Origin of the sequence: Achromobacter sp. Root83, assembly GCF_001428845.1 — a bacterium.
Lineage (GTDB): Bacteria > Pseudomonadota > Gammaproteobacteria > Burkholderiales > Burkholderiaceae_B > Achromobacter.
In genome coordinates this window covers 1,181,175-1,199,661 of the sequence record NZ_LMIU01000001.1, presented here as the reverse complement: position 1 = coordinate 1,199,661, position 18,487 = coordinate 1,181,175, and the positions used below count along the sequence as shown (strand labels likewise).

Here is an 18,487-nt window from a genome sequence, read left to right as displayed (position 1 = left end):
NCACCCGGCACACCGTGTTCCAGATGGGCCGCCCGATCGCCACCGCCCGGCCGTCGTCTTCGCACCGCCAGTGCGTCACGTCGATCGCCGCCTCGGTCGGGCCGTACAGATTGTGCAGCGCCACCCCGGGCAGTTGCGCCCACAGGTCCGCCTGCGCCTGCGCGGGTAGCGCCTCGCCGCTGCACAGCACGCGCCGTACGCTGTCGCATCCCTTGCCTGCCCCATCGGACAGGAACGCCTGCAGCATCGAGGGCACGAAGTGCAGCGTGGTCACGTCCTGCTCCCGGATCAGCGCGCCCAGGCGCTGCGGGTCGCGGTGCGCGCCCGGCGCGGCCACCACCAGCCGCGCGCCCRCCATCAGCGGCCAGAAGAACTCCCACACCGATACGTCAAAGCTGAACGGCGTCTTCTGCAGCACCACATCGTCCGGCGTCAGCCCATACTCGGCCTGCATCCATCAGCGGCCAGAAGAACTCCCACACCGATACGTCAAAGCTGAACGGCGTCTTCTGCAGCACCACATCGTCCGGCGTCAGCCCATACTCGGCCTGCATCCACGCCAGGCGGTTGTGCAGCGATCCATGCCGGTTGGCCGCGCCCTTGGGCTTGCCGGTTGARCCCGACGTGTAGATCACATACGCCAGGTGCTCCGGGTGCAGGACCACGTCCGGGTTATGGTCCGGTTCGTCCGCCAGCGCCAGCGTGTCCAGGTCCAAGGCCTGCACTCCGGCCGGCAGGCCCAGCCCGGCCAAGGCCGCGCCATCCGACAGCACCCGCGTCACGCCGCTGTCCCGCAGCATGTACGCCACCCGCTCGGCCGGCAGCTCGGCGTCGATCGGCACGTAGGCGCCACCGGCCTTCATCACCGCCAGCAGGCTCACCACCAGTTCGACCGAGCGCGGCAGGGCCACGCCCACCGTCACGTCCGGCCCCACGCCCAGCCCGATCAGGCGGTGCGCAAGACGGTTCGCCCGGGCGTTCAGGTCCGCGTAGCCGACCTGCTGCCCCTCATACACCAGCGCCACCGCGTCGCCACGCCGCGCCGCCTGAGACTCGATCAGGTGATNACCGAGCGCGGCAGGGCCACGCCCACCGTCACGTCCGGCCCCACGCCCAGCCCGATCAGGCGGTGCGCAAGACGGTTCGCCCGGGCGTTCAGGTCCGCGTAGCTGACCGCCCGACCCTCGTACACCAGCGCCACCGCGTCGCCACGCCGCGCCGCCTGCGACTCGATCAGGTGATGCGTGAAGCCCGTTTCCAGGGCTTGCGGCTGCGCGCCCCACCGCGCCAGCCGCTCACGCTCCGGCTCGCCCAGCACGACGACTTCGCGAACACGCTGGCGCGGCGCATGCGCGTATGCGTCGAGCACCGCCGCATAGTGTTCCGCAAACCGCGCCATGGCCTGTGGCGCGAAAAGCTGCTCCGCGTAGATCAGCCGCACCGTCACCTCACCGTCGGGCCGCTCGCGGGTTTCGACGGTGAGCTCGAACTGCGCCGTCGCCGCGGCAACGTGGAACGGAGTCGCGCGCACGCCGGTCAACTTTTCGAATTCGCGCAGATCTTCCTGCAAATGGTTGAACAGCACCTGGAACAAGGGAGCGTGCATCAGGCTGCGCGGCGGATTCAGGTGTTGGACCAGTTCGTCGAAGGGCAGGTCCTGGTTTTCATGCGCCCCGATCGCCGCGGCGCGCACGGCCTCCAACACGCCATCCAGCCCGATCTGACCGCCGATGCTGCCGTCGATGACCAGCGTGTTCACAAACAAGCCCGGCAGCAGCGCGGCGCCCGCCACGTGACGGCCCGCGACCGGCATGCCGACTCGGATATCGTGCAAGCCCGTATGCCGGTACAGCAGGACCTGCAGCGCCGCCAGCAACACCATGGGCAAGGTCGTGTCGTACTTTGCCGCGTGCGCACGCAACGCCGCGACCTGGGCTGCCGGCAATATGCGCACACACTCGGCGGGCCGGTAGTCGGCCGTCGGCAGGCGCGGCCGATCGGTACTCAGCGCCAGCGTCGGATGCGCGTCGCCCAGCCTCCTGGTCCAGTAGTCCCGCTGCGCGGTCCGCGCCGAATCGTCCAGCCACCGGCGCTGCCACGCCACATAGTGGCGGTACTGCAGTTGCCCAGGCGCCGGCGCCTCTGGCGCGCCGGCATAGAGCCGGGCCATTTCGCCGAGCAGCACGTTGATGGTGTGGCCGTCGGCAATCAGGTGGTGCAAGACCAGCACCAGCCTGTGCCGGGCCGGCTCCAGCCGCAACAGCGCCATCCGCAGCAACGGCGCAAGCGCCAGGTCGAATGGCCGCAGGTTGAGCTGCCCGGCTTGCTGGATCGCTTGCATGCGCTCGGCATCGCCGGCGTCCGCCACATCCCGCAGCAGCACATCGCGCGGCCTGGCCTCGGCGAATGCCAACACCTCGGCGCGTGGCGTCCCATCGGCGTCTCCGACGAACGCGGTGCGCAGGATTTCGTGGCGCGCCACCAGCGCGTCAAGCGCCGCTCGCAGGGCGCCCATATCCAGCTCGCCTTCGATATCCAGCCCCAGTGCAACGTGGTTTGCGGTGCTGTGCGGCTGCAATACCTGCATGAACCACAGGCGTTCCTGGGCCGCCGACAACGCGTTCCGGGCCTGGGCCGGGGCGTCTGCGTCACTCGCGCTCAAAGCCGGCCTGCGCGGCGAACGCGGCGCATCCAGCAGTGCCTGCACCCGCGCGGCGCAATCCACCAGGCGGGGCGATTCGAACAACGTCGCGAGCGGAAACGCCAGATCCCAGTGTGCCTCGATCAGCGCGGCGGCGCGCACTGCCGCCAACGAATTCCCGCCCGCCACGAAGAAGTGCATATCGCGCCTTGGCGGGCGATTCGCCGGCCAGTCCAGCGCCTCCGCCCACAGACCTGCCAGCGCCTCTTCCACGGCGCCCTGCGGCGCGACCGCGTCCGCTTGCGGCTCTCCGCCGAAACGGAACTCGCCGTTCTCGAAAACCGCGTAGGCATCCAGACTGCCCGCCAGCCACCCCTGGCGGCATGCCTGCCGCTGCAGCTTGCCGCTGGAAGTCTTGGGCATGGCCCCAGGATTGAGGAGGACCACCACGGACGGCGGCGCGGCGATCACGCCGCTCGCCGCCTCGGCCATCGCGCGCACGAGCCTGTCAGCGGTCCAGTCCTTGCGCATTCCCCTGGAAATCTCGGCGGCCAGGCCTACCCCCTCGCCGGCGGGCCCCTCCACCGCAAACGCGGCCACGCGACCCTTGCGCACCGCGGGCACGCCGAGTTCCACCGCCTGCTCGATGTCCTGCGGGTAGAGGTTGTGACCGCGAAGGATGATCAGGTCCTTGATGCGCCCGGTCACATAGAGCTCGCCCTCGTCCTGGAACCCCAGGTCGCCCGTGCGCAGCCAACGGCGTCCCTCATGCAGGACGAAGGCGTCGCGAGTCGCCTCGGCATTGTTCCAGTACCCCTGCGCGACGCTTGGGCCCGTCAGCCAGATTTCGCCCACCTGCCCGGCCTCCCGGAGGGCGCCGCCGTCCGGATCCGCAATGCGTATTTCGTGCCCTTCCGGGGCCTGGCCGCAGGCAACCAGGCTGCGGCCCCGAACGTCGTGTCGCGCGCGGCCCCGTTCCAGCGACGCCGTCTCATAACCGCGGGCCAGCATGCCCGCGCCGCGATGGCCACCGGTCGCCATCAGCGTCGCCTCCGCAAGCCCAAAGCAGGCATAGATGGCGCCGGCATCGAACCCCGCAACGGAGAATTTCTGGCTGAACGCCGCCATCGTGTCGCTACGGACCGGCTCCGCGCCGGTATAGGCCACTCGCCACGACGACAGGTCCAGATTCGCGAGCTGGCTGTCCTTTGCGCGCTCCAGGCAGAGCCGGTAGGCAAAGTCCGGGCCTCCGCTGATCGTGGCGCGATGGCGCGAGATCAGCTCCAGCCAGCGGCTGGGCCTTTCAAGAAAGTAGCGCGGCGAAGTCAGCACCAGGCCGATGCCCCGATAGAGCGGTTGCAGCAGGCCGCCGATCAGGCCCATGTCGTGATACAGCGGCGACCAGCAAACGAACTTGTCCTGCGGCCCGATGGACATCCGCTCCTGGATGGCGCGCTCATTGGCCATCAGGTTGCCGTGCGACACCATCACGCCCTTGGGCGCCGAGGTCGAACCGGAGGTGTACTGCAGGAATGCGATATCGCCCTCGGCGGGCACATGGCGGCGCCACGCCCCCGACAGGCGCGCGTCGACGGCATCGGCCTCGATGAGGAGCGCCGTGCCGAACACCCCGCTGTCACGTACCCCCGCCGCGATGGCGCGCATGCAGACCACGATGCGCGCGCCGGCGTCGGCCGCGATGCCGGCCAGGCGCGCCAGATGCTGCGGACGCGTCGACTCGGGCGGAAAGGCCGGAACCGCCACCACCCCCGCATGAAAGCACGCCAGCATGGCGACGGCGTAGTGATCGTCGTTCTCCAGCATGATCAGCGCGCGATCGCCCGGATCGGCCTCCTGCTGCAGCCGCGCGGCCATGGCCCGCACCCGTTCGGCGAACTGCCCGTATGTGTGCCGGGTCTCGCGGGAACGGTCCTCGGGGTCCCCCGCCACGACCAGCCAAACCTCGTCGGCGCGATCGCGCTCGAGGGTTTCAAGGTGTTCAACGAAGTTCGCCGCAGCAGCCTGGGCTGGCCGCGGCATGATCGTCATGCCAGCCATCGTCTTCCCCTTTGGGATGTGGATCAGAAACCGTCGAGATTGCCGTGCGGTTCGGCCATGGCCACGACGACCTTGCGCGGCCCCTTGAAGGGATTCCTGGCATGCGCGATCAACATGTTGTCGAGCATCATGACGTCGCCGTCTTGCCATGCGAACGACACGGTCTCCGCCTCCAGCGCCGCGCGCACCTCATCGAAAACCGCATCGCTGATCGTGCTGCCGTCCGCATGGAACGTATTGCGCGGCACGTTCTCGATGCCATAGAGTTCTTCCAGCACCTCGCGCTCCTCGGGCGAACGCGCCGAAATATGGAACAGGTGCGCCTGGTTGAACCAGACGGTTTCCTTTGTCACCGGGTGGGTCTCGACCGCCTGGCAGAGTTGCCGGGTGCGCAGGCCATCGTTCTCTTTCCATTCCCAGGCAATGCCCGTACGGGTGCAAAACGCCTCCACCGCGGCGCGGTCTTCGGTGTTGAAAACCTTCTGCCAGGGCACATCCATTTCGCCGAAGTTGCGCACATAGAGAATGCCCGGGCGAAAGCGCTCAATGACGGAACGCGGCATGCGGCGATACACCGCACGGCTATCCGCGATCGGCGTTTCACCGCCCTCCTGGGACGCCGTCACGCAATGGAACCAGATCTTCATGGGCCATTCGCGCGTATAGGCCTGCTCATTGTGCAAGGGGATGTGCTGGTGCGCCGGATACTCGGTGGACGTGTAGATGCCCGCGCCACCCGAGGACTCCACCGCGCTGCGCGGCGTCGAGGCGAATTCGTACTTGAGCAAGGGGTGGCCGAACGCCGCCGCAAACTGCTGGAACGCGCCGACATCGGGAACCGAGAAGTCACGCAGCAGCACGCCACCCACGCCGAACAGCGCGTCGTCAATGGCCCCGCGCAGGTTGGCGGCGGCTTCGCGCACATCCTGCCCGGCCCGCGAGGGCGTGATCAACACCGGCAATTCCGAGCCCTCGGGCGCGTGGCGCTCGAAACGGGTCAATGTTTCGTTCATATCTCGTCCTCGCTGTGCCAGGCCAGCGCGGCCGCATAGCCGGGCGGCGCATCGATAGCCATCACCTTGAAACCGGCCCACGCCGGGCGGGTGCTGCGCACCCGCAAGCCGCCGTCGGAATCCGGATGAATACTTACCGTCCTCAAATGCACGGAGACCCCGACGCCGATCGCCTTCAGCACGGCCTCCTTTTCGACCCAGCGGGCGTACATCGCCGCTTCGAGGTCTCGCGTCCGGACCAGTTCCTCTTGCTCCGCCTCGGTCAGCGCCAGCGGCATCATGGCCACCGCATCCAGGCCCGGCATGCAGGCCTCGATATCAACACCGACGTGCGATATGCGCCGCGCATCCGCCAGCGCCACCAGGGCTCGGCTACCGGCGTGCGCCACGTTGAAACGCGGCGCCGCGGGCCTGGCGACTTCAGGCTTGCCATGCAGCCCCGCCACGATCGGCACTTCCGCCGGCCGGCAGGACATCTGCTGCGCCAACAGCCTGCGCAGTCCGGCGCGCGTCTGCACATATCGCCGCCGGTCCGCGGCGCGTTGATATTGCTGCGCTCGCATGCGCTCTGCCTCGGCCAGGATGTCCCAGTCGGAGGCGGCGTCCGCATGCAGGTCCAGTGCCCAGGCGTGCACCGCCAGGCCGCGGGGCAGCGCCTCAGGCCGGGATGGGGCGGCCATGGCGACCCTCCGTCAACGACAGTTCCAGCCGCTGCCTTACCGCTGCCAGGACCTCGGCCTCCCGCTCACGAAAGTAGAAGTGCCCGCCTTCGAACCAATCCAGGGTGTACACATCGCCGGCTTCTTCTCGCCACGCCTGGATGCGTGCCTCGCCGATGTCGTCGTCGCGTCCGGCAAACACATGCAGAGGGACCGGCACGCCGGGACTCGGAGCGGGCGCGAAGCTTTCGCACAAGCGGTAGTCGGAGCCCAGCGCATCCAGCGTCAGCCGGATCAATTCGGGATCGTCGAACACGGCTTGCGGTGTCCCGCCCTGCCGGTGCAGGTCGGCGAGCAGCGCCCGGTCGTCGCCCTTGGCCGGATAGGCCTCGCCCCGGCGCCGCGATGGCGCGGGGCTGGCCGAGGCCAGCATGGCCAAGGGGAGCGGCCCCCCGGTGGCGCGCTGATGGCGGGTCATGCCATACGCAAGCAAACCACCCAGGCTATGGCCAAACAGCGCATATCGCCCTTGCATCGCCCGTGCGTGCAGCGCGCACAGATGGGCCACCAGCGAGTCAAAGTCTTCCATGAAAGGTTCGGCCATGCGTAACCCACGGCCAGGCAGCTCCACGGGCTCCACCCTGATCCAGGCGGGAAACACGCGGCGCCAGCGCAGGTACATCGTCGCGCTCGCGCCGGCGCACGGCAGGCACAACAGAGTTACGGCCGGCGTCATCGCCTCGGCCTCAATCGGCAGTGGCTTCGGCGGGTGTTTGGTTGCCGCCGGCGGAGGCGGAGGGCGATCCCTCTTGCTGAGCCATCCAGTCCCGCAGCGACTTGGGACGCATATCGGTCCAGGTGCGTTCGACAAAGGCAAGCACGGTCGGCTTGTCGCCCTTCACGCCATCGATAGCCCGCCAGCCGGCGGGTACCGCTTTCCAGTGTGGCCAGATGGAATACTGTTCTTCGTCATTGACCAGCACGATGAACGTCTCGTCTTCCCGATCAAAGCAGCTCGCGGACATAGGCAACCCCACGCATCGTTGAAAATCGGATGGAAACGGGTCATTCGCAGACGCGAACAACTTCCTTCCGTCTTACATGACGAAGAGGGTCGAGCTTTGTTTAGTGGGAATCGAAGGGCGCCGGGCGTCCCTGTTCGGGATCCGGGTCGGAAGCGTCGGGCGCGCCCGGAATGGGCACGTCGTTGACTGGCGGCACCAGCCCCGCCAACAACCAGAGCTTACAGGCCTTCTGGTAGGCCTTGCGATGCGCGGGATCCGCGGCCAACCAGCATGCCAATTCGTTCAGGGCTGCCTGTTCCGCGTCGCCCTGCAGCGGCTGCCGGCGGGCCCAGGACCAGGCGATATTCCAGACCAGGTCGGCCTGCTCCCCGGACTGTTTCATATCTTTCTGCATGACTGACCTTAGCGTACGACAGGGGCGCCCGAGCGAGCTACCTAACTGGTGTGACGGGAATATGTCGTTAAGTTATCTAACGCCGCTATCTTATAGCGTGAACGCGCCGTCCGGCCATTGCACTGGGTCAATCTTCGTCAAGAAAATGCCGGCAACTCTGGAGCGCCGCATCGGCATCCTTGATCATGAAGTTGACCATGGTCGCCGAGCAGCCAAGAATCCGTGCAACTTCGCGCTGCGTATGCCCGCTCAGCCGGGTGAGCTCAAAGGCCTGCCGGGTTCGCGGCGGCAGGGTATCCAGCACCCGGTCGATCTCCACCAGGGCATTGCGTGTGTCGAGCAGCCTGTCGACCGCGCCTTCAACGGGCCGCGCCACGCTGTCAAGGTCGTCGACAAAGGTACGGTATACGTTTTCGACAGCGTTATGGCGGTAGCTATCGAGCGCCAGGTTGCGCACCACCTGATAGCAATAGCTGAGTGGACGCTTGATCTCCCGGACATCGCCCGCATTCAGCACCTTGAGGTAGGCGTCCTGCACCACCTCCTCGGCATGATCCGCGTTCTGAACAATGTTTCTCGCCACGTGCTTCAGTTTCGAGCGATGGAGTGTAAAGACCTCCTCCAACTCGCCACGCAACGATTGACTCGGCATGAATACTCACTCCGGTTGATCAGAAGCAGATACTCCCCCGCAACGCGCTTCACACGCGAGGGGCAGCATTGGTCAGGTGGGATCGCGAGCGCCCAAACACGGCGCCCCGAAAATAACACTCGATCCGTCATCGCCATATTGCACTTCGCGCAGGGGCGGAAATTCGCCTTCTGGCGCCAACACGATAATGCGATCGATTCCTGTTATCTTAACAGGGATGGAACCACGGCGCCTATATCGAATCCGACGGTGAGTTCAGCGTGATCCGCGCGGGCGACATGAAGGCCGGCGGAGAGTCCATGCTCAAAGAAGGCTGACGCCCATCTACTCGGTGGTGTGCGACAGTTCGTGCACCAGGCCGGCCTCGAGTTGCCGTGCCACGCGCCCCAGGCCGCGGTTCAGGGGCCATACGATGTCGAGGTTGAGACCGCCTTCCACATCGACGGGCACGACACGCAGCCCATGACGACGCGCATATAGGCCGCTCATGCTATCGAGGATGGCCACGCCCAGGCCGCGTTCCGCAAAGGCACAGGCGGCCGAGTACTGATTCACCTCGATCACCGGCAGAAACGGCAAGCGCTCCTGCTCGAACTGCCGCGCCGTGAGCGCCCCCACCTGCAAGTGACGACTGAGCGAGATGTAGGGGATGTCCGCCAGGTCGGCCAACGCGAGACGGTGGCGACGCGCCAGCGCGTGGCCCGCCGGCATCACGGCCTGCAGGCTCAGCCGCGCCAGCGTGCGCTGGCCCACGTTCGGCAGCGCGGCCGAGCCGATCACGATGCCGATATCGATGCGCTGATCGGCCGCCAGTCCCGCCACGCCTAGCGTCATGTCCGTACGCACGCTGACGCGCACACCGGGCTCGCGGGCCTGCAACCAGGCCATCGCACCGGGCAGGATGCTCGCGCCCACGGCCGCCACCGCCCCCACGTCCAGCCGCGCATGCGCCCCGCCCCGCATGCTGGCCGCCACACGTTCGGCGTTGTCCATCGCCGCCAGCGCATGGACGATCTCCGGCAGCAGCATGCGAGCCTCGGCGGTAAGCGCCAGCCGGCGCTTCTCGCGGCTGAACAAGGCGAAGCCCAACTTGTCTTCCAGCGACTTCAGCATCGCGCTCGCCGCGGGCTGCGACATCCCGGTGGCCGCCGCCGCCAATGTCACGGATCCGGTGCGCCCCACGGCTTCAAACAGCGCCATCTCGCGTTTATTCATGCGAACCTCGCTATTCATACATATTCATATATGAAATGACTCAATATATATATTTGACCATATCAAGCCGCATGCCGGACACTGGTTCCACACCACAACAGTCGGCGTGGCTTCGATGCGGCGCACGGCAAAATCGCGAGGAGACACCGATGCACACGAAACCTGGCGTTCACCCACGCAGGCTGCTCGCCAGACTGCTCGCGCCGCTGCTCGGCAGCGCGTTGCTGGCTTCAGGGGCGCCCGCGCTGTCAGACACCACCTCGGCGGGTGGCACGATCCGGATCGTCGTCGGTGCCCCGCCGGGCGGTGCGCCCGACACCGTGGCTCGCATCGTGGCGCAGCACATGCAGGTGGGCGGGCGCGCCGTGATGGTCGAGAACAAGAACGGCGCCGCATCCATGATCGCGGCCGCGTATGTCGCACGCGCGCGGCCCGACGGCAACACCCTGCTGCTCGCCAGCCAGACGACGGTCGCGGTGGCGCCCACGCTGCAGAACGTGACGACGTTCGACCCCCTCAAGGACTTTACCGGCGTGGCCTTGGTGGGCAGCGCGCCGCAAGTGCTGCTGGCCGGGCCGAAGCTGCGCGCCAACTCCGTCCAGGAGCTCATCACGCAGGCCAAGGCCGCACCGGGCGAGATCGATTTCTGCTCGGGAGGCATCGGCACCTCGCCCTATATGGCTGCCGTGCTGTTCGCCCAGACGGCGGGCATCGAGCTGCACAGCATCCCGTTTGCCGGCGAACAGGCCTGCATCACCGAAATGCTGGCGGGCCGGTTGCCGTTCATGTTCGCCAACGCCTCGACGGCCCTGCCCTACATGAAGGACCAGCGCCTGCGCGCCCTGGCCGTGACGAGCAAAGCGCGCGTCAGCTTCGCGCCGCAGTTGCCGACCACGGCCGAAGCGGGCCTCAAGGACTACGAGGTCGCGACCTGGCTTGGCCTGCTTGCACCCGCCGCCACACCGCCCGACGTCGTCAACGCGCTGAACGCGGAAGTGCGTCGCGTGCTGCGCCTGCCGGATGTACGCGAGAAGCTGGAGGCGCAAGGGTACGCGCTGTCCGACGACACCCCGGCGGCCTTCACCCGCTACTACCTGGCCGATCGCGATAAATGGGTGCGGCTGATCCAGACCGCCGGCATCAAGCAGAACCCCTGAGCGCGGTCGCTTGCTCGTGCTTCCCAACCCTCATCCTCTTGAGCATCCCATGAGCCGTACGCAGCCCGCCTCTTCTTCCGACGATCCGCGCACCGTGCTGGGCATCCATCACAGCCCTGTCACCGACACGATTCCGCCAGGCGCCTGCGATTGTCACGTGCACATCTTCGGTCCGTTCGACCGCTATCCGCTTGCCGAAAACCGCGTGTTCATGCCGGGGCTCGCCTCCAGCGATGATCTGCTCGCGCTGCACGCGGCGCTGGGGGTTGACCGCGCAGTGGTCGTGCAGGCCAGCCCGCAAGGCACCGACAATCGTTGCATGACCGATGCCCTTGCCACCCTGAATGCGGCAGGCCATGCGTCGCGCGGCGTCGCGGTACTAGCGCCCGATATTTCGCGCGACGGCCTGCGTGCGCTGCATGCGGCGGGCGTGAGAGGCGCCCGCGTCAACCTGCAGTCGTTCGGCCAGCAGGATCCGGCCATCGCGCGCGATGCGCTGGCGCGCACCGCCGAGCAGGTGGCCGAGCTGGGTTGGCACGTGCAGATCTACACCACGCTGCCCGTCGTGACCGCCCTCGCGCCCGCGCTGCGCGACTGCCCCGTGCCCGTCGTGATTGATCATTTCGCACTGGCGAGCGCCGTGGCCGGCCCGGGCCAGCCCGGCTTCGATGCGCTACTGGAGATGGTGGCGACGGGCAATGTGTACGTGAAGCTCTCTGCGCCGTATCGCCTTACGGTCTGGCAGGACGGCCGTCCGCCCATCGAGGCGCGCGAGATCGCACGTGCCCTGATCGATACGCGGCTTGACCGCATGCTGTGGGGCACCGACTGGCCGCATTCGGGCGCCTGGCCCGGCGTGGCGCGCACACGTGATCGCAGCGAACCGCTGCATCCCATCGACGATGGCGAACAACTCTCGGCCTTCTGCGCGTGGGTGAGCGAGGCGGAGAAGCAGACGATCCTGGTCGATAACGCCGCGCGGCTTTACGACTTCTGAGGGTCGCCGCGATGCGCGCCTGGTTAGAATCCGAAGTCGATCAACAGACCGCCGTGAGCACTTACTGCTGAGTAGATCTAGCCCGAAATGGGCGGCCCAAGTTTCATACGAAGGTTCGATTCCCTTCACCGGCCCCAATCCCTCTCTTATCACGCCACCTCCCACAACGCCGCTGTCAGACCCAGCAACAGCAGCATCGCCGACGCGATGAACCATCGCACGGTTTTCCGGTATTCATCCTCGGCGTCATCTTCCAAACGCAAGGCGCGGTAAAGCGCAATTATCTGCAGCAGGATGGCGAGCAACAAGAACACGCCCGGCAGCACGGACAGCACGCTCCAATCGCCCGGCGCGTCGAAGCCCCAGTAGCGCAGGAAACCCAGCGAAAAGCCCAGCAATACCGTGATGGCCGTAATCAATCCAGCCCGAAAGCCCTGGGGCAGTTCGCGTGGCTTGTGGCTGCGGGTCCGTACCAAGTCTTCGTCTGGCGTTTCCGGTGTCATCATTGAGACATTCCGCACTGAGTACGCTACGGCCCACCCGCTAGCGGTTTATGTGGGAGCGAAAACTGAACTCCTGCCGTCACTCGGGGGCCAGGTTGAATTGATTATGGCTGATATCGCAGTGCACTGGGGCTGACCGCTTTTTGCCCGACGGCCATCTGAAGGTTACGTTGGTAACTTGGGGTGCGCGGCATTCCGCCCGAACCCACGCCATCTCGATCTACATGCTTGTTACATATGAACGTCTGTGAACCAACTCTCATGTTGAAGGACATTCGACACCTCCCCCCAAATATGTAACAGCGCCCGCCTCCCCCTTGAACCCTAGAACATCATCCCTATAATTAGCACTCGACACCGGTGAGTGCTAACAGCCCTCCCGGGCCAAACCGATCATTCACTTTCTTCTTTAGTAACAGGAGTTCCACATGGCCTTGCGTCCCCTGGGCGATCGCGTGATCGTCAAACGCCTCGAAAACGAGCGCAAGACTGCCTCGGGTATCGTCATCCCCGACAGCGCCGCTGAAAAGCCCGATCAAGGTGAAGTCGTGGCCGTCGGCCCCGGCAAGAAGACCGAAGACGGCAAGATCCTGCCGGTCGACCTGAAGGCTGGCGACAAGGTTCTGTTCGGCAAGTACGCCGGCCAGTCCGTGAAGGTTGATGGCGAAGAACTGCTCGTCATCCGCGAGGACGAAATCCTCGCCGTGGTTCTGTAAATCCCGCCTTAAACGAATTTTCGAAGGAAGCTAAGAAATGGCTGCCAAGCAAGTATTGTTCGGTGATGACGCCCGCGTGCGCATCGTCCGTGGCGTGAATGTCCTCGCCAACGCTGTCAAGACCACCCTGGGCCCCAAGGGTCGCAACGTCGTGCTGGAGCGCTCGTTCGGCGCCCCGACGGTGACCAAGGACGGCGTGTCCGTCGCCAAGGAAATCGAACTGAAGGACAAGTTCGAAAACATCGGCGCTCAACTCGTCAAGGACGTCGCGTCCAAGACCTCCGACAACGCCGGCGACGGCACCACGACCGCCACCGTGCTGGCTCAAGCCATCGTCATGGAAGGCCTGAAGTACGTTGCCGCCGGTTTCAACCCGATCGACCTGAAGCGCGGCATCGACAAGGCTGTCGCCGCCGCCGTGGCTGAACTGAAGAAGCAATCCAAGCCGGTCACGACCAGCAAGGAAATCGCTCAAGTCGGTTCGATCTCGGCCAACAGCGATTCCTCCATCGGCCAGATCATCGCTGACGCGATGGACAAGGTCGGCAAGGAAGGCGTCATCACCGTCGAAGACGGCAAGTCGCTGGAAAACGAGCTGGACGTCGTCGAAGGCATGCAATTCGACCGCGGCTACCTGTCGCCCTACTTCATCAACAGCCCGGAAAAGCAAGTTGCCGTGCTGGAAGATCCGTATGTCCTGATTTTCGACAAGAAGATCAGCAACATCCGTGACCTGCTGCCCGTGCTGGAACAAGTCGCCAAGTCGAGCCGTCCCCTGCTGATCATCGCGGAAGACGTCGAAGGCGAAGCGCTGGCCACCCTGGTTGTGAACAACATCCGTGGCATCCTGAAGACCACCGCCGTCAAGGCTCCGGGCTTCGGCGACCGCCGCAAGGCCATGCTGGAAGACATCGCCATCCTGACGGGCGGCACGGTGATCTCCGAAGAAACCGGCATGTCGCTGGAAAAGGCCGGCCTGCAGGAACTGGGCCAAGCCAAGCGCATCGAAGTGGGCAAGGAAAACACCACGATCATCGACGGCGCTGGCGACAGCAAGTCGATCGAAGCTCGCGTCAAGCAAGTCCGCGTGCAGATCGAAGAAGCCACGTCCGACTACGACCGTGAAAAGCTGCAAGAACGCGTGGCCAAGCTGGCCGGCGGCGTTGCCGTGATTCGCGTTGGCGCTGCCACCGAAGTCGAAATGAAGGAAAAGAAGGCACGCGTCGAAGACGCCCTGCACGCTACCCGCGCCGCAGTGGAAGAAGGCGTTGTGGCTGGCGGCGGCGTTGCACTGCTGCGCGCCAAGCAAGCCATCGCTGACCTGAAGGGCGACACGCCTGACCAGAACGCCGGTATCAAGCTGATCCTGCGCGCTGTGGAAGAGCCCCTGCGCACCATCGTCACGAACGCCGGCGAAGAAGCCAGCGTCGTGGTCAGCAACGTGCTGCAAGGCAAGGGCAACTACGGCTACAACGCCGCGACCGGCGAGTACACCGACCTGGTCGAGCAAGGCGTGCTGGATCCCACCAAGGTGACCCGCACCGCCCTGCAAAACGCTGCCTCCGTCGCCAGCCTGCTGCTGACGGCTGAAGCCGCCGTTGTGGAACTGGCCGAAGACAAGCCCGCTGCTCCGGCAATGCCCGGCGGCATGGGCGGCATGGGCGGCATGGACTTCTAAGTCCCGCTACCCTGCAAGGCCTCCCCGGCTTCGGCCGGGGAACGCAGTATCCCGAGAAACCCCCGGACCTTCGCCCCGGGGGTTTTTCTTTGCCTGTTGTTTCTTCGCGGGGGGCCGCCCCCTTGGGCGAGCACACGTTTACGAACAATCTGGTGGTTACGCAGCGGTATATGCGTCCCTACAATAAAGGTTCACCCAGACCGAGCTTCGCCCCATGCGCCTTCCCAAGACCCTGCTGCGTGTCCTGCGTCCTTCCCAGATCAGCGGGCTGTTGATGGACTCCGCCAGGCAGTGGTCCAGCCACCGCGCCTCCAGCAAGGGTGCCGCGCTGGCGCTTTACATGGTCTTCTCGCTGGCCCCGATGCTGCTGCTGGTGATTGCCGTGGCGGGCGCTTTCTTTGGCGAAGATGCGGTGCGCGACGAACTGGTCACGCAACTGCGCGACCTGATCGGCGAGCGCGGTGCGGAAGTGATCCAGACGGTGCTGGCCAGCGCGCATGAATCGGGCGGCGGCTGGATTGCCGCATTGATCTCGATTTTTGTGCTGATCTTCAGCGCCACCACGGCCTTCGCCGAACTGAAGGCCAGCCTGGACGATCTGTGGGAAGTGTCCGCCAACGAGAAGGGCGGCCTGCACGGCATGGTGCGCAGCCGCGTGCTGTCGTTTGGGCTGGTGCTGGTGCTGGCGCTGTTCCTGCTGGTGTCGTTGACCGTGAACGCCGGGCTGGCGGCCGCGCGCGGCTATTACGGCGAACTATGGACGGCCTCGTCGTTCGCGCTGGTGGCGGAATGGGTGTCGAACCTGTTTTCCTTTTCTGTGGTGGCGGCCCTGTTCGCCGTGATCTTCAAACTGCTGCCCAGCGCGAAGATTTCCTGGCCGGACGTCATCCCCGGCGCGATCGTGACGGCCGCGCTGTTCCTGCTGGGCAAGTGGGGGATAGGGGTCTACCTGAGCCGGGGCGCGGCGGTGTCCGCCTATGGCGCGGCGGGCTCGCTGATTGCGCTGCTGCTGTGGATCTACTATTCCGCGCAGATTTTCTTCTTTGGCGCGGTCTTCACGCGGCAATTCGCGTTGCGCTTCGGCAAGGCGGAACGGCATGCGGCGCCTACGGCGCAAGCCGCCCCAGCGGCGGATTCCGCATCCACGCGCGACGCCTGAGCGCCCGGATCTTCCTAAGACAAGCGCTCCGGCAGCGCCACGCCCAGCCGGCTGCTCCAGGCCTGCATCTCGGCCCACAGGGCGAGCGGCACCGGTAGGCCCTGCCGCTGGCGTTCGGCCTGCGCGGCGGCTTCCGGGCTGCCTGGCAGACGCGGTGATCCCGGGGCCTGCGACAGCTCGGTCGCCATGCCGGCAATCACCGTGGCCAACGCCGCGCCGCCGGCGAAGCGCGCGGGGTCTATGACTATGAAGAACGCGCCCAATTCCCTGGGGCGGTCCAGCGCGTCGTACATGGGCGAAATATGCGGTCCGAAGGGATTGCCGTTCAACGGCCCGCAGAGCAGTTCGACCATCATCGCCAGCCCGTAGCCCTTGTAGCCGTATTCCGGCCCGCCCAAGGGGCGCAGGGCGTGCGCCTGCGCGGCGTCGGCGCAGTCCCGGCCTTGCGCGTCCAGCGCCACGCCCGCCGGCAGCGCTACGCCGTCGCGCCGGGCGTTCATCACGCGGTTCCACGGAATGGCGGTGGTGGCCATGTCCAGGCAGAGCGGGTCGGCGCCCTCTTGGGGAAAGGCGAGCGAGATCGGGTTGGTACCGAAGAACGGCTCGTGCCCGCCGAAGGGCGCGGCAATCGAGTCCGAATGGGTGAAGGCAATGCCGATGAACCCGACCCGGGCCGCGGCCCGGCTGTACAGGCCGATCGCGCCGCAATGCGAGGAATCGCTGACACCCACCGCGGACACGCCGGCGCTTTTGGCCAGCTCGATCGCCAGCGCGTTGGCCCGATGGGCCACCACGATGCCCTGCCCCTGGCCGCCATGCACCTGAGCAGTGCCCGGGCCGGTGCGCTCGATAGCGATGTCGGGGCGCGCCTGGATGGACCCGTGCGCGACCCGGTTCAGATAGTGCGGCAGGCGCGCGATGCCGTGCGAATCGATCCCCCAAAGGCTGGTCTGGGCCAGGCTCTGGGCCAGGCAGCGCGCGTCCGGCTCGGAGAAATCCTGGGCTAGCAGGCAGTCCGCACCCCAGCGTTCCCATTCGGCGGCATCCACTCGGCCTTCGGCAATCATGTCGCGCTCCTAGGTGGCTGCCTCCACGGCGCGGATCACACCGTGCTCGCGCAGCGTTTCCAAATGCGTGGCCAGGCTTGAGACGAACTCGGCCGATTCGCCCAATTCACCGAACACCGGCTTGAACCTTGACAGCACCATGGCCCGCCGATGCGCCGCCTGGGACGGCGCGGCGGCGCGCGCGGCGACCTCGGCGCGCGACAGCAGCCTGGCCAGCCTTGCGGCAAGCGGATCCTGGATGTCATAGTGGCCGCCCTGCTCGTTTTCGCCGCGCAGATAGTGCAGCCAGGCCGCCACCGCCAGACTCAGGCGATCGATGTCGTGACCGGCCCGCAGACGGTCGCGGATGGTGTCGAGCAGGCGCTGCGGGATCTTCTGCGAACCATCCATGGCGACCTGCTTCACCGGATGCGGCAGCGCCGGGTTGGATACCCGCGCGAGGAATCGCTGGCGGTATTCCTCCAGCCCCACATCGGGAATGCCCCGCAGGGTCGGCGCGATCTCCAGGCGCATCATGGCTTCGACAAAGGCGCGCAGCGCCGGGGTGTTCACTGCCTCGCCCATGGTCTGCAGCCCCAGCGCCGCGCCCAGGTAGGCCAGCGTGGAATGCGGCCCGCTCACCATGCGCAGCTTCAGGCGCTCATAGGGCGCCGCGTTGCCCACGAAGGTTGCTCCGCCCTGGGCGTCCCAGGCCGGCCGGCCCGCCGCGAATTTGTCTTCGATCACCCAGTTCAGATAGGGTTCGCCCAGCACCGGCCAGGCATCCTCCACGCCCAGTTTCCCGGCGATCCGCTCGCGGTCCTGGTCCAGGGTGACCGGCACGATGCGGTCCACCATGGAATTCGGAAAGGTGCAGTGCCGGTCGATCCAATCGGTCAAGGAGACGTCCACGCGCAGGGCAAAGGACAGCACCAGGCTGCGCAGCGTATCGCCGTTGCCGCGCAGGTTGTCGCAGGACAATAGCGTGACGGGGGGCAGGCCGCGTTCCCGGCGCAGCGCCAGGCCGTGGACCAGGATGCCGATGGTGCTGCGCGGCCGATGCGGGTTTTCCAGATCATGCAGGATATCCGGATCGTCCCAGCGCAGATGGCCGCTGGCGGGCTCGTGGCAATAACCCTTTTCGGTCACGGTCAGGCTGACGATGCGCGTCTGCGGATACGCTATGCGCTCCAGCACCGCATTGGGATCTTCCTCCGCCACCAGCACCCGCAGGACCGAGCCCACGACGCGGAGCTGTTCGCGTTCATGGCCGTCGGGCCCGGCATCGCGCACGGCCAGCGTGTACAGGCCGTCCTGCGGCGTCAGCGCGTCGCGCGTGGCGGGGCGGCGCAGCGACACGCCCAGAATTCCCCAGCTCAGGTCTCCGCTGGCCTGCATGGCCATATCGGTCACCACCGCCTGATGCGCGCGATGGAACGCGCCCAGTCCCAGATGCACGATGCCGGGCGTCAGCCGGCTGCGGTCATAAATGGGCTTCTCCACGTCTGCGGGCAGACGCGATAACGACTCCGTGCTCAAACGTTCATGCATGGTCGGCCAATGCCAAAAAGGAG

16 protein-coding genes and 1 pseudogene are annotated in these 18,487 nt (G+C 66.3%); 5 read left to right on the top strand and 12 right to left on the bottom strand.

The window, feature by feature from the left end; all coding sequences use genetic code 11:
- Window position 1: 1 nt before the first annotated feature.
- The 9 genes and pseudogenes from ASE30_RS29865 to ASE30_RS05380 form a co-directional block, all read right to left on the bottom strand.
- Window positions 2–1,066: pseudogene (locus ASE30_RS29865) on the bottom strand (AMP-binding protein); the annotation flags it as partial.
- A 1-nt stretch (window position 1,067) separates the two neighbouring features.
- On the bottom strand, window positions 1,068–4,681 hold a 3,614-nt coding region (locus tag ASE30_RS29860), incomplete at its 3' end, for a condensation domain-containing protein (protein WP_369819299.1).
- A 41-nt stretch (window positions 4,682–4,722) separates the two neighbouring features.
- A complete protein-coding gene (locus tag ASE30_RS05410) occupies window positions 4,723–5,712 on the bottom strand; it encodes a TauD/TfdA family dioxygenase (protein ID WP_057283183.1) in 990 nt (329 codons plus the stop codon).
- On the bottom strand, window positions 5,709–6,392 hold the full coding sequence (locus tag ASE30_RS05405) for a 4'-phosphopantetheinyl transferase superfamily protein (RefSeq protein ID WP_057283182.1): 684 nt from the start codon (window positions 6,390–6,392) through the stop codon (window positions 5,709–5,711). The genes ASE30_RS05410 and ASE30_RS05405 overlap by 4 nt, the downstream gene beginning before the upstream one ends.
- Window positions 6,370–7,107 (bottom strand): thioesterase II family protein, encoded by a 738-nt coding sequence (locus tag ASE30_RS05400; RefSeq protein ID WP_057283181.1) that lies wholly within the window; start codon window positions 7,105–7,107, stop codon window positions 6,370–6,372. Before ASE30_RS05400 ends, ASE30_RS05405 begins: the two co-directional genes overlap by 23 nt.
- A gap of 10 nt (window positions 7,108–7,117) precedes the next feature.
- Entirely contained in the window at window positions 7,118–7,396 is a 279-nt protein-coding gene (locus ASE30_RS05395) for an MbtH family NRPS accessory protein (protein WP_057283180.1), read from the bottom strand.
- A gap of 100 nt (window positions 7,397–7,496) precedes the next feature.
- Entirely contained in the window at window positions 7,497–7,778 is a 282-nt protein-coding gene (locus ASE30_RS05390) for a DUF4880 domain-containing protein (protein WP_057283179.1), read from the bottom strand.
- Between the two features lie 139 nt (window positions 7,779–7,917).
- Window positions 7,918–8,442, bottom strand: coding sequence for a sigma-70 family RNA polymerase sigma factor (locus ASE30_RS05385; RefSeq protein ID WP_057283178.1), 525 nt, complete (start codon window positions 8,440–8,442; stop codon window positions 7,918–7,920).
- Between the two features lie 324 nt (window positions 8,443–8,766).
- A complete protein-coding gene (locus ASE30_RS05380; protein WP_057283177.1) occupies window positions 8,767–9,657 on the bottom strand; it encodes a LysR family transcriptional regulator in 891 nt (296 codons plus the stop codon).
- A gap of 149 nt (window positions 9,658–9,806) precedes the next feature.
- On the opposite strand from ASE30_RS05380, the gene ASE30_RS05375 reads away from it, so the two are divergent.
- Both ASE30_RS05375 and ASE30_RS05370 read left to right on the top strand, forming a co-directional pair.
- On the top strand, window positions 9,807–10,814 hold the full coding sequence (locus tag ASE30_RS05375) for a tripartite tricarboxylate transporter substrate-binding protein (RefSeq protein ID WP_057283176.1): 1,008 nt from the start codon (window positions 9,807–9,809) through the stop codon (window positions 10,812–10,814).
- 49 nt (window positions 10,815–10,863) lie between these two features.
- Window positions 10,864–11,811: an amidohydrolase gene (locus tag ASE30_RS05370; RefSeq protein WP_057283175.1), complete on the top strand. Its 948-nt coding sequence runs from the start codon at window positions 10,864–10,866 to the stop codon at window positions 11,809–11,811.
- A 149-nt stretch (window positions 11,812–11,960) separates the two neighbouring features.
- On the opposite strand, the gene ASE30_RS05365 is transcribed toward ASE30_RS05370, so the two are convergent.
- Complete coding sequence (locus tag ASE30_RS05365) at window positions 11,961–12,317, bottom strand: hypothetical protein (protein WP_057283174.1); 357 nt, start codon at window positions 12,315–12,317, stop codon at window positions 11,961–11,963.
- Between the two features lie 425 nt (window positions 12,318–12,742).
- On the opposite strand from ASE30_RS05365, the gene groES reads away from it, so the two are divergent.
- The 3 genes from groES to ASE30_RS05350 all read left to right on the top strand — a co-directional run bounded on the left by groES (window position 12,743) and on the right by ASE30_RS05350 (window position 15,867).
- Window positions 12,743–13,030, top strand: a complete 288-nt coding sequence (groES, locus tag ASE30_RS05360; RefSeq protein ID WP_057283173.1) for a co-chaperone GroES — start codon at window positions 12,743–12,745, stop codon at window positions 13,028–13,030.
- 37 nt (window positions 13,031–13,067) lie between these two features.
- On the top strand, window positions 13,068–14,708 hold the full coding sequence (groL, locus tag ASE30_RS05355) for a chaperonin GroEL (RefSeq protein ID WP_057283172.1): 1,641 nt from the start codon (window positions 13,068–13,070) through the stop codon (window positions 14,706–14,708).
- Window positions 14,709–14,922: 214 nt separating this feature from the next.
- Window positions 14,923–15,867, top strand: coding sequence for a YihY/virulence factor BrkB family protein (locus tag ASE30_RS05350; protein ID WP_057283171.1), 945 nt, complete (start codon window positions 14,923–14,925; stop codon window positions 15,865–15,867).
- A 14-nt stretch (window positions 15,868–15,881) separates the two neighbouring features.
- Here ASE30_RS05350 and ASE30_RS05345 read toward each other — a convergent pair whose 3' ends face one another.
- Window positions 15,882–16,934, bottom strand: coding sequence for an Ldh family oxidoreductase (locus ASE30_RS05345; RefSeq protein ID WP_057283170.1), 1,053 nt, complete (start codon window positions 16,932–16,934; stop codon window positions 15,882–15,884).
- Between the two features lie 9 nt (window positions 16,935–16,943).
- Window positions 16,944–18,464 carry a mannitol dehydrogenase family protein gene (locus tag ASE30_RS05340; protein WP_057283169.1) on the bottom strand — a complete coding sequence of 507 codons (1,521 nt, stop codon included), beginning with the start codon at window positions 18,462–18,464 and terminating at the stop codon, window positions 16,944–16,946.
- Window positions 18,465–18,487: the final 23 nt, after the last annotated feature.

Excerpts from the sequence above, each read along its gene's own strand:
- ASE30_RS05405 (WP_057283182.1), bottom strand. The coding sequence starts at position 6,392 with ATGGCCGCCCCATCCCGGCCTGAGGCGCTGCCCCGCGGCCTGGCGGTG.
- ASE30_RS05395 (WP_057283180.1), bottom strand. The coding sequence starts at position 7,396 with ATGTCCGCGAGCTGCTTTGATCGGGAAGACGAGACGTTCATCGTGCTG.
- ASE30_RS05340 (WP_057283169.1), bottom strand. The coding sequence starts at position 18,464 with ATGCATGAACGTTTGAGCACGGAGTCGTTATCGCGTCTGCCCGCAGAC.
- ASE30_RS05375 (WP_057283176.1), top strand. The coding sequence starts at position 9,807 with ATGCACACGAAACCTGGCGTTCACCCACGCAGGCTGCTCGCCAGACTG.
- groL (WP_057283172.1), top strand. The coding sequence starts at position 13,068 with ATGGCTGCCAAGCAAGTATTGTTCGGTGATGACGCCCGCGTGCGCATC.
- ASE30_RS05380 (WP_057283177.1), bottom strand. The coding sequence starts at position 9,657 with ATGAATAAACGCGAGATGGCGCTGTTTGAAGCCGTGGGGCGCACCGGA.
- ASE30_RS05370 (WP_057283175.1), top strand. The coding sequence starts at position 10,864 with ATGAGCCGTACGCAGCCCGCCTCTTCTTCCGACGATCCGCGCACCGTG.
- ASE30_RS05410 (WP_057283183.1), bottom strand. The coding sequence starts at position 5,712 with ATGAACGAAACATTGACCCGTTTCGAGCGCCACGCGCCCGAGGGCTCG.
- ASE30_RS05345 (WP_057283170.1), bottom strand. The coding sequence starts at position 16,934 with ATGATTGCCGAAGGCCGAGTGGATGCCGCCGAATGGGAACGCTGGGGT.
- ASE30_RS05400 (WP_057283181.1), bottom strand. The coding sequence starts at position 7,107 with ATGACGCCGGCCGTAACTCTGTTGTGCCTGCCGTGCGCCGGCGCGAGC.
- ASE30_RS05390 (WP_057283179.1), bottom strand. The coding sequence starts at position 7,778 with ATGAAACAGTCCGGGGAGCAGGCCGACCTGGTCTGGAATATCGCCTGG.
- ASE30_RS05365 (WP_057283174.1), bottom strand. The coding sequence starts at position 12,317 with ATGATGACACCGGAAACGCCAGACGAAGACTTGGTACGGACCCGCAGC.
- ASE30_RS05350 (WP_057283171.1), top strand. The coding sequence starts at position 14,923 with ATGCGCCTTCCCAAGACCCTGCTGCGTGTCCTGCGTCCTTCCCAGATC.
- groES (WP_057283173.1), top strand. The coding sequence starts at position 12,743 with ATGGCCTTGCGTCCCCTGGGCGATCGCGTGATCGTCAAACGCCTCGAA.
- ASE30_RS05385 (WP_057283178.1), bottom strand. The coding sequence starts at position 8,442 with ATGCCGAGTCAATCGTTGCGTGGCGAGTTGGAGGAGGTCTTTACACTC.